This window comes from Thermovenabulum sp., assembly GCF_049701175.1.
GTDB lineage: Bacteria > Bacillota > Thermosediminibacteria > Thermosediminibacterales > Thermosediminibacteraceae > Thermovenabulum.
The window spans coordinates 43,204-52,431 of record NZ_JBNATW010000014.1; the positions used below are offsets into that span (position 1 = coordinate 43,204).

Annotated in this window: 9 protein-coding genes; all 9 read left to right on the forward strand. The window is 33.8% G+C overall.

Translation table 11 applies throughout. The features are described from left to right. Positions 1 to 14: 14 nt before the first annotated feature. The 9 genes from recO to ACPLVF_RS06490 all read left to right on the forward strand — a co-directional run bounded on the left by recO (position 15) and on the right by ACPLVF_RS06490 (position 9,127). Positions 15 to 767: a DNA repair protein RecO gene (recO, locus tag ACPLVF_RS06450; protein WP_424907009.1), complete on the forward strand. Its 753-nt coding sequence runs from the start codon at positions 15 to 17 to the stop codon at positions 765 to 767. Positions 768 to 778: 11 nt separating this feature from the next. Continuing rightward, the gene (locus tag ACPLVF_RS06455; RefSeq protein ID WP_424907010.1) at positions 779 to 1,375 is read left to right on the forward strand and encodes a stage II sporulation protein M; all 597 of its coding nucleotides are present in this window, start codon (positions 779 to 781) and stop codon (positions 1,373 to 1,375) included. A gap of 96 nt (positions 1,376 to 1,471) precedes the next feature. Next, positions 1,472 to 2,104 carry a helix-turn-helix transcriptional regulator gene (locus ACPLVF_RS06460; RefSeq protein WP_424907019.1) on the forward strand — a complete coding sequence of 211 codons (633 nt, stop codon included), beginning with the start codon at positions 1,472 to 1,474 and terminating at the stop codon, positions 2,102 to 2,104. Between the two features lie 40 nt (positions 2,105 to 2,144). Beyond that, on the forward strand, positions 2,145 to 2,954 hold the full coding sequence (locus ACPLVF_RS06465) for a pyruvate, water dikinase regulatory protein (protein WP_424907020.1): 810 nt from the start codon (positions 2,145 to 2,147) through the stop codon (positions 2,952 to 2,954). An 81-nt stretch (positions 2,955 to 3,035) separates the two neighbouring features. Continuing rightward, positions 3,036 to 4,040: a deoxyguanosinetriphosphate triphosphohydrolase gene (locus ACPLVF_RS06470; protein ID WP_424907021.1), complete on the forward strand. Its 1,005-nt coding sequence runs from the start codon at positions 3,036 to 3,038 to the stop codon at positions 4,038 to 4,040. 178 nt (positions 4,041 to 4,218) lie between these two features. Then, positions 4,219 to 6,057 carry a DNA primase gene (gene dnaG / locus ACPLVF_RS06475; protein WP_424907011.1) on the forward strand — a complete coding sequence of 613 codons (1,839 nt, stop codon included), beginning with the start codon at positions 4,219 to 4,221 and terminating at the stop codon, positions 6,055 to 6,057. Beyond that, complete coding sequence (gene rpoD / locus ACPLVF_RS06480) at positions 6,058 to 7,260, forward strand: RNA polymerase sigma factor RpoD (protein ID WP_424907012.1); 1,203 nt, start codon at positions 6,058 to 6,060, stop codon at positions 7,258 to 7,260. It abuts the gene before it with no gap. A gap of 69 nt (positions 7,261 to 7,329) precedes the next feature. Beyond that, on the forward strand, positions 7,330 to 8,040 hold the full coding sequence (locus ACPLVF_RS06485; RefSeq protein ID WP_424907013.1) for a tRNA (adenine(22)-N(1))-methyltransferase: 711 nt from the start codon (positions 7,330 to 7,332) through the stop codon (positions 8,038 to 8,040). Continuing rightward, complete coding sequence (locus tag ACPLVF_RS06490; protein ID WP_424907014.1) at positions 8,015 to 9,127, forward strand: Nif3-like dinuclear metal center hexameric protein; 1,113 nt, start codon at positions 8,015 to 8,017, stop codon at positions 9,125 to 9,127. The genes ACPLVF_RS06485 and ACPLVF_RS06490 overlap by 26 nt, the downstream gene beginning before the upstream one ends. The last annotated feature ends 101 nt before the right edge of the window (positions 9,128 to 9,228 follow it).

The following is a 9,228-nucleotide window of genomic DNA, read 5'->3' on the forward strand; positions in this document are numbered from 1 at the left end:
AAGGAGTAAAAAATATGGCCCTTTATAAAGCTGAGGGAGTTGTCTTAAACCATCGAGAATTGGGGGAGACAGATAAGATTTTAACCCTTTTTACACTGGAAAAGGGGAAATTGCATGCTGTGGCAAGGGGTGTAAGGAGACCTCGTAATCCTTTAATAGCAGGAACTTTAATTTTTTCCCACAGCAATTTTTTAATAGTTGAAGGGAAAAATTTGGATATCCTTGTCCAATCGGAGATAATAGATTCCCATTCTAAGCTTAGGTCAGACCTAAAAAGGATGGCATATGGTGCCTACTTTAGTGAACTCATAAGGATTTCTACTCCGGAAAGGAATAAAAATGAAAAACTCTTCAACTTTTTTTTAAAAATGCTGAATTTTTTAGAGGAATATGAAGAACTGGAGATTTTAGCAAGATGCTTTGAAGTAAAATTATTATCAATTCAAGGTTACACACCCCAATTGACCCAATGTGTTACCTGCGGGGCTAACAAATCTATGCAATTTTATTTGAGCTCATTGTTCGGTGGACTTATTTGTGAAAACTGTAAGGAAAAGGATAAAAATAGCAAAAAATTGAGTAGAGAATCCATTTCTTTTCTATTGGCGTTATTATACTCTCCTATTGAAAAAACACAATTTTTGAAAATTGATTATAGTTTTTTAAAAGAAATTGAAGAGGCTTTAACCAGTTTTATCGAGGATATTTTTGATAAAAAAATTAGAACTTACAAGTTTTTAGATGCTGTAAGAAACTTAAAAGCATAAGGAGGAAAAATATGGATCCCATATTAAATTCCTTTAAAGACAAAAAAGGTTTTATAATTATTTCTGTTATCTTTTTTATGTTGGGTGTAATTATAGGGTATTTTGTGTTCAAAGAAAATCCACAGTTTATACTTTCCAATTTAGAAAAATTAATGGGCAACATTATTAATATCGGAAAGCAAATTGCTGGCAAAAAGAAACTTTATGCAATTGGGTTAATATTTCAAAACAATGTAAAAGCATTGTTATTGATGATGTTTGGTGGAATATTTTTCGGCATTATACCTCTAATAGGAATGATTTTTAACGGTTTTTTGGTTGGTATCATGATGGCTATTGTTTTTTCCCAAGGGAAGTCGTTGGGATTTTTCTTAGCCGCCATGCTACCTCACGGCATATTAGAACTTCCTGCAATTATTTTAGGTGCATCCTTTGGTTTAAAAACAGGAGTCGACCTTTTATTTCCCAAACGTGATAAAAATAAATTCGAGATTTTAAAAGAAAATTTAAAAAACTCGGTTTTATCTATGGGTATTTTGGTTCCCATACTTTATATTGCAGCAGTAATTGAAACCCTTATAACGCCTTATCTTGCAAATTTATTTTAAATATATCTAAAAAATTTTAATAATGAATTTTAGAAAAAATGTGCTATACTAAAAATTAATAGTACAGCATAAACATTTAGAAGGGAGTGAAGTTCGATAGAATTAACTCCAAGACAATTACAAATAATCGATATAGTTAAAAAAAATGAACCTATAACAAGTGAAGAAATTGCCGAAAAATTAAACATATCCAGGGCAGCTTTAAGGCCTGATTTATCCATCCTTACTATGGCTGGCATTTTAGAAGCAAGGCCCAGGGTGGGCTATTTTTATGCGGGAAAACATACAAAAAATCTAATAGCTGAAAAAATACGCGAAATTAAGGTGAATGATATTAAATCTGTACCGGTTGTTGTCAAAGAAGATGCATCGGTATATGATGCAATAGTCACTTTATTTGTTGAAGATGTGGGGACGCTTTTTGTTGTCCATGAGGATGGAAGCCTTGCTGGTGTTATTTCAAGAAAAGACCTTTTAAAAATAGCTATCGGAAATGCGGATATAAGGCAAATTCCAGTAAGTGTAATAATGACGAGAATGCCTAATTTAATCACATGTACTCCTGAAGAATCTGCATATGACGCTGCAAGAAAAATAGTTGCTCATCAAGTTGATGCACTGCCTGTAGTAAAAGCTGAGGAAATAAATGGCAAAATTAAATATAAAGTTATCGGTAGAATAACAAAGACAATTATAACAAAACTTTTTGTTGAATTAGGCAGTAATTGAGTTAAAGGAGGGATTTAAAATAAAGAAAGAAGCAATCCCAATTATATTTGCTGTGTCAGATTCTATTGGGGAGACAGCCGAGCTTGTCGCAAGAGCGGCGACGGTTCAGTTTGATTCCGGAAATATTGAAATTGTAAGATTTCCCTACGTAACCGATTTGGAATACGCTTCAGAAGTCATAGAAGAGGCAAAAAAACAAACCAACTGTGCCATAGTTTGTACAATTGTACTCCCTGAAGTAAGAGAATATTTAATAGAAAAAGCAAGAGAAAACGAAATACCTATTGTTGATATAATGGGTCCGCTCATTGAAACCATAGGTAGGATTACTCCTTTAAAGCCAAAGTTAGAACCCGGTTTGGCAAGACGGGTGGATGAGGAATATTTCAAAAAGGTGGAGGCTGTTGAATTTGCGGTAAAATACGATGACGGCAAAGATCCTCGGGGACTGTCAAAAGCAGACGTGGTGCTGATAGGTGTATCCAGAACTTCAAAAACTCCTCTTGCGATGTATCTTGCCCATAAGAGGATTAAAGTAGCAAATTTGCCTTTGGTGCCTGAAGTAAGCCCTCCAGAGGAATTGTTTGAAATTTCTCCCAAAAAAATAATAGGACTAACAATTAACCCACAAAAATTATATGAAATTAGAAAAGAAAGATTAAAGGCATTGGGATTAAACGGAGAAGCTGCTTATGCCAGTATGGATAGAATTTTAAAAGAATTAGAATATGCTGATGAAATAATGAAAAAAATCGGATGCCCCAAAATAGATGTATCAAATAAGGCTGTAGAAGAAACGGCGGCCAAAATAATGGAGATTATAAGAAAAAATGAAGAACAGGTTATATAGAAAGTTAAAAGAGGCAGGAGATGCCTCTTTTTTCGTGTAAAAGAATAAGCAAAGGAGGCACAAAAAATGAAGGATTTTTATATGAATTTGAGAGAAAAAACCGAGGAATTTGAAGAAAAAAATCTTTCTACTTATGCTTTTAAAAGTAAAAGTTCAAGGGGCAGAATAATTCCCGAGGAGAAGTGCTTAGTTAGGACGGATTTTCAAAGGGATAGGGATAGGATCCTTCACTCTAAAGCTTTTCGCCGCTTGAAACATAAAACTCAGGTTTTTATCTCTCCTGAGGGAGATCATTACCGGACCCGTTTAACTCATACCCTTGAAGTCTCTCAGATAGCACGCACAATTGCAAGGGCTTTGAGATTGAACGAAGATTTAACTGAAGCTATAGCATTAGGCCATGACTTGGGGCATACCCCATTTGGGCATACAGGGGAGAAGGTTTTAAATGAACTTATGCCCGGTGGTTTTAAGCATGAAGAACAAAGTTTAAGGGTTGTTGACAAATTAGAACAGGGGAAAGGCCTTAATCTTACTTTCGAAGTAAGAGATGGAATATTAAATCACACGAGCAGAGGAAATCCTTCTACCTTAGAAGGCCAAGTAGTAAAAATTTCTGACTGGATTGCTTATATAAATCATGATATAGATGATGCTCTAAGAGCTGGGATTTTAAAAGAAGAAGACCTCCCCAAATGGCCTATAGATATATTAGGCAATAAGCATGCTAAAAGAATAGATACAATGATAAAAGATATTATTCTTGAAAGTTATGAAAAACCCTATATTAAAATGAGCGAAGAGGTTTACAAAGCTACCTATGCATTGCGGGAATTTATGTTTGAAAGGGTATATATAGGTTCTAAGGCAAAATCTCAAGAAGATAAGGCTCAAATAATGCTGGAATTGATGTTTAAATATTTTGTCAAAAATGTTGATAAACTTCCGGATGAGTATAAAAAAATTGTAGAAAAAGAAGGAAAGGAGAGAGGGGTTTGCGATTATATAGCAGGGATGACGGACAGCTATGCCATTTATAAATTTAGGGAAATATTCGTCCCTTCATCATGGCCTTTAAAAAATTAAAAGCAGGTTAAATTTTTATTAAAAATTTTTGATTCAAATAAATAAAGAAGGAATATTTAATGTTGATGTAGAATATTCATTTATGAAAAATGTAGCTTATTAATTATTTATTTTTTCGCAGCTAGACTCCTCTCAAAAGGTTATTGGAGGAGTTTTTTTGAATTAGGCAGGTGTAAGGATGGTTTTTTTTTCTGAAAACTTTATAAAAGAGGTTCAGAGTAAAGCTGATATAGTGGATATAGTGTCGGAATACGTCTCACTTAGGCGAAGGGGAGAAAATTATGTAGCTTTATGTCCCTTTCACAGCGAAAAAACTCCTTCTTTTACGGTTAGTCCCCGAAAACAGCTTTTTTACTGTTTCGGATGCGGAACAGGTGGTAATGTTTTTAATTTTATAATGAAAAAAGAAAATTTGAGCTTCCCTGAAGCAGTGAGATTTTTGGCAGAAAAGATCGGATTAGAAATAAGGGAAAATGAAGAGAGCTTGAGCGACTCATTTAAATTAAAAAGAGAGATTTATAACATTAATAAAATGGCAGCAGAATTTTTCCATGAGAATCTGTCAAGAAAAGAAGGAGAAAGAGCAAGGGAATACTTGCAATTACGAGGGATTTCTTTAAAGACAGCCGAAGAATTTTTTTTAGGGTATGCACTGCCTTCATGGGATAGCCTTTTTAACTACTTAACAAAAAAAGATATTTCACCGGAACTTATTGTTAAGTCAGGGCTTATTATTCCAGGGAGGCAAAAAGGTTCGTATTACGATAGGTTTAGGGACAGAATAATTTTCCCTATAAAAGATGTATATGGACACTTTGTAGGATTTGGAGGTCGAGTGATAGGCCAGGGAGAACCAAAGTATTTAAATTCACCCGATACACCAGTTTTTACAAAGGGCACTTTGTTATATGGAATTGATAAGATAACAAGGGAAGATGAAAAAGGGATAATACTTGTTGAAGGATATATGGATGTGATAAGCCTTTTTCAATCAGGTATTAATAGGGCTGTTGCTTCTTTAGGAACCTCACTTACCGAAGCACAGGCAAAGCTTTTAAGAAGGTACACGGAAGAAGTTGTGATAGCCTATGATATGGATGCAGCTGGGAGGAATGCCACTTTAAGAGGGCTTGAAATTTTAAGAGAGGAAGGCTTAAATATAAGAATTTTGACACTTCCAGAAGGCAAAGATCCTGATGAGTTTTTACAGAAATACGGCAAAGAAGCCTTTGAAAATCAGCTTCATAATGCAAAAAATTTTATAGAATATCTTTTAGATCAGCAAAGGGAGAAATTAGATTTAAATAAAAGTGTTGATAAATTAAAATTCATCAAAAAAGCGGTCCAAATCCTGTCACAAATAGAAGATGAAATAGAGAGAAATTTTTATATAGATAGGCTTTATAGACAGTATGAAATACCTAAAAATACATTACTTAAGGCTTTACACAAAAAAAGAATTGAAGACATTCCAGAGATTGGTTTTAAGTATAAAAATAGCCAATTTAGAAATAATAATAAAGAATTGAGGGAACAATCTCCAAATAAGGCCCTTGTTAACGGTATTTTTCGAACAGAAAGAGAAGTTCTTAAAGCACTGATAAATTACCCTGAATCTGGAAAAAAAGCTGCTTATAAGCTTTCACCTATATATTTTCTTTATAAAAACCATAAAAAGATATTTAGTGCGATTTTAGAACTTGTAAAAAAGGGTGAGGTAATAACAGAGGATAAAGTATTATTGGCTTTGAGTAAAGACGAAGTAGCCGCTTCAGATTTTACAAAATTATTAATGGAAGGTGAATTTATTAAAAAGGAGGAGCATATAGAAGAATTGGTATTAAAAATAAAACAGAATTATCTTAAATTTGCTATGAAACAAATCAAGGAAAAGATAAAAAAAGCAGAAACCATTGGCGAGTACAATACAGCGATAAATTTGCTAAACTACTACCAAAAACTTAGAAAGGAAATGGAACTATTAAAAGAAGAATCTGCTGAGAAAGGGGGAATGTAAATGGCAAAGGAAAAAATAGAAAACAGCAATAGTGAATTGAATGAAGAAGCAATTGTGGCTAAAAAGGACAAAGAGGATAAAGAAGATTTAAACAAGATAAAAGGTGAAACAAAGGAAAAAGAAAAAAAAGATGATAAGATTAAAGCAGTAAAAGAACTTATAGAAAAAGGGAAAAAAGCAGGGGTCCTAAGCTACAGAGAAATCATGGATACTCTCAGTGAATTTGAAGATTTAGATACGGATGCTATTGATAAAATATATGAATCCTTCGAAGAAATGGGAATTGAGATTGTAAATGACGCTGATGAGCTACCGGAATCTTTGATAGAAGACCTTCCGGAAGAGGAATTGGATCTTTCTATACCGGAAGGGATTGCAATAGATGATCCAGTAAGGATGTATCTAAAGGAAATTGGTAAGATACCGCTTCTTACTCCCGAAGAAGAGATAGAACTTGCAAAACGTATAGAAAAGGGAGATAAAGAAGCAAAAAGGAGATTGGCTGAAGCAAACTTAAGGCTCGTAGTAAGTATTGCAAAAAGGTATGTGGGTAGGGGTATGCTTTTCCTGGATTTAATTCAGGAAGGCAACTTAGGCTTAATGAAGGCTGTGGAAAAGTTCGACTACAGAAAGGGCTATAAGTTCAGCACATATGCGACTTGGTGGATAAGACAAGCCATTACGCGAGCAATAGCCGACCAGGCAAGGACTATAAGGATACCTGTGCATATGGTTGAAACTATCAACAAATTGATAAGGGTATCAAGACAGCTTTTACAGGAATTAGGTAGAGATCCTACACCTGAAGAGATTGCCGAAGAAATGGAAATGCCTGTTGAAAAGGTAAGGGAAATAATGAAAATTGCTCAAGAACCTGTATCTCTTGAAACCCCTATAGGTGAAGAAGAAGATAGCCATTTGGGTGATTTTATACCCGATGAAGAAGCTCAGGCTCCTGCTGATGCGGCAGCTTTTCAACTTTTGCGGGAACAATTGGAAGATGTATTGGAAACTTTAACGCCGAGAGAAGAAAAGGTTTTAAGATTAAGATTTGGTTTGGATGATGGAAAACCGAGGACATTAGAGGAAGTAGGGCAGGTATTTGGTGTTACCAGAGAAAGGATCCGCCAAATTGAGGCAAAAGCTTTAAGAAAGCTAAGACATCCGAGCAGGAGCAAAAAATTAAAAGACTTTCTTGAATAAAAGGGGATATTCCCCTTTTTTTGTTAAAGCATAAATTTAAAATAAAATAAATAAAATAAGGTGCAAAATATGAAAAATATTATTTTGAAGGAAAGGTTAAGAAAAATTGCGGAAATCATTCCGTTAAATACAAAAGTTGCAGATATAGGTGCTGATCACGCGTATTTGCCAATTTTTCTTGTAAAAAACAATATTTCTCCTTATGTAATCGCCGTAGAAGCAAAATGGGGGCCTTACAAGAGAGCACTGAATAATGTACAAAAATATGAATGTGAAGAAAAGATAGAAGTTAGGCTGGGTAGAGGATTGGAGCCTATCCTTCCTGGCGAAATAGATTTAGCAGTTATTGCAGGTATGGGGGGAGAAACCATAAAGGAAATTTTAATGGAATCAAAGGTAAAATTAGAAATAATACAAAGTTTTATACTCCAGCCTATGAAAAACTTATGTAAACTGAGAAAGTATTTATTAGAAAATTATTTTGAATTTAAGGATGAAGTGGTAGTTAAGGAAGAAGAAAAATTTTATGAGATTTGGAAAGTTGAAAAAAAGGGTAAAAGTAAGAGCTTTGATGATATAGATATTATAGTAGGGCCAATTTTAAAAAATAAAAGGGAAGAGATTATAAAAGAGTATTTAAAGTTTAGAATTGATAAATTGGAAGAAAATTATAGATTAAGTATTAAAGGCCAAAACAAACTAAAGCAAGAAGAAACATTAAAAAAATTAAAGATTTTAATGGAGGTTTACGCAGATGCCTTCCTGTGCAACAATAATTAACATTCTTGAAAAATTTGCTCCAAAAAATTTGGCTTTTGATTGGGATAATACGGGTCTTCAATTAGGCGACTATAATAAAGAGGTTAATAAAATATTAATAGTATTAACGGTGACTGAAGATGTAATAGATTATGCATTAAATAATGGCTTTGAAATGATAATTGCCCATCACCCGTTAATATTTAAACCTTTAAAAGCTATAAGAAAAGACCTTACGATTGGCAGGGTTATATATAAAGCTATTCAAAAGGATTTAGTAATATACTCTGCACACACAAATTTAGATGTAGCAAAGGATGGTGTCAACGATGTTTTAGCCCAATTGCTAGGGTTGGAAAAGGTTGAGGTTTTAAGAGAAACCTATACAGAGCCATTAAAAAAGATTACGGTTTTTGTTCCGGAAGGGTATGAAGATAAAATAATAGAGGCTATGGGTAATGCCGGAGCAGGTTTTATAGGCAAATACAGCAATTGTACTTTCAAAATAAGGGGCGAAGGTACCTTTAAGCCTGAAGAAGGGGCAAATCCATTTATAGGCAAAATTGGAAAGTTGGAAAAAGTAAATGAATTTCGAATAGAAACAATTGCACCTCAAAGCCGGGTTAAAAATATAATAAGCGCAATGTTAAAAATCCACCCATACGAAGAAGTAGCCTATGATGTATATCCTTTAGATAATGAAGGTGAAAAATACGGTATTGGGCGTGTGGGATATTTATCCCAAGAGATGCCTTTAGAGGATTTTGCATTATTGGTCAAGAATAAATTAAATGTTTCTAATTTAAAAGTGGTAGGAGAACTTTCAAAAATTGTTAAAAAAGTAGCTGTATGTGGAGGTTCCGGATCTGATTTAATTAATGCTGCAATATTTAAAAATGCGGATGTTTTTGTAACTGGCGATGTTAAATATCACGACGCATTAGATGCTTTTATGCAGGGTATTGCGGTAATTGATGCCGGGCATTCAGCTACAGAGAAGGTGGTGCTTAATAAAATAAAGGAACATGTGGAAAAGTCTCTTTGTGAAATTAACCAGAAGGCTTTTATTGAAGTTTTGATTGAAAAGGAAATATTTAATTATGTTTAAAAGAGAGAATAGGGACATCCTATTCTCTTTTTTTAATAATTTAATTAAGACTCACGGTAATATGTCAATACCCTAAAAATGGAAATTAAAAATATTCAGAT

What these genes read in the sequence shown, in the direction of transcription:
- recO (WP_424907009.1), top strand. Translation starts at nt 15, where the DNA reads ATGGCCCTTTATAAAGCTGAGGGAGTTGTCTTAAACCATCGAGAATTG.
- ACPLVF_RS06470 (WP_424907021.1), top strand. Translation starts at nt 3,036, where the DNA reads ATGAATTTGAGAGAAAAAACCGAGGAATTTGAAGAAAAAAATCTTTCT.
- ACPLVF_RS06490 (WP_424907014.1), top strand. Translation starts at nt 8,015, where the DNA reads ATGCCTTCCTGTGCAACAATAATTAACATTCTTGAAAAATTTGCTCCA.
- ACPLVF_RS06455 (WP_424907010.1), top strand. Translation starts at nt 779, where the DNA reads ATGGATCCCATATTAAATTCCTTTAAAGACAAAAAAGGTTTTATAATT.
- ACPLVF_RS06485 (WP_424907013.1), top strand. Translation starts at nt 7,330, where the DNA reads ATGAAAAATATTATTTTGAAGGAAAGGTTAAGAAAAATTGCGGAAATC.
- dnaG (WP_424907011.1), top strand. Translation starts at nt 4,219, where the DNA reads ATGGTTTTTTTTTCTGAAAACTTTATAAAAGAGGTTCAGAGTAAAGCT.
- rpoD (WP_424907012.1), top strand. Translation starts at nt 6,058, where the DNA reads ATGGCAAAGGAAAAAATAGAAAACAGCAATAGTGAATTGAATGAAGAA.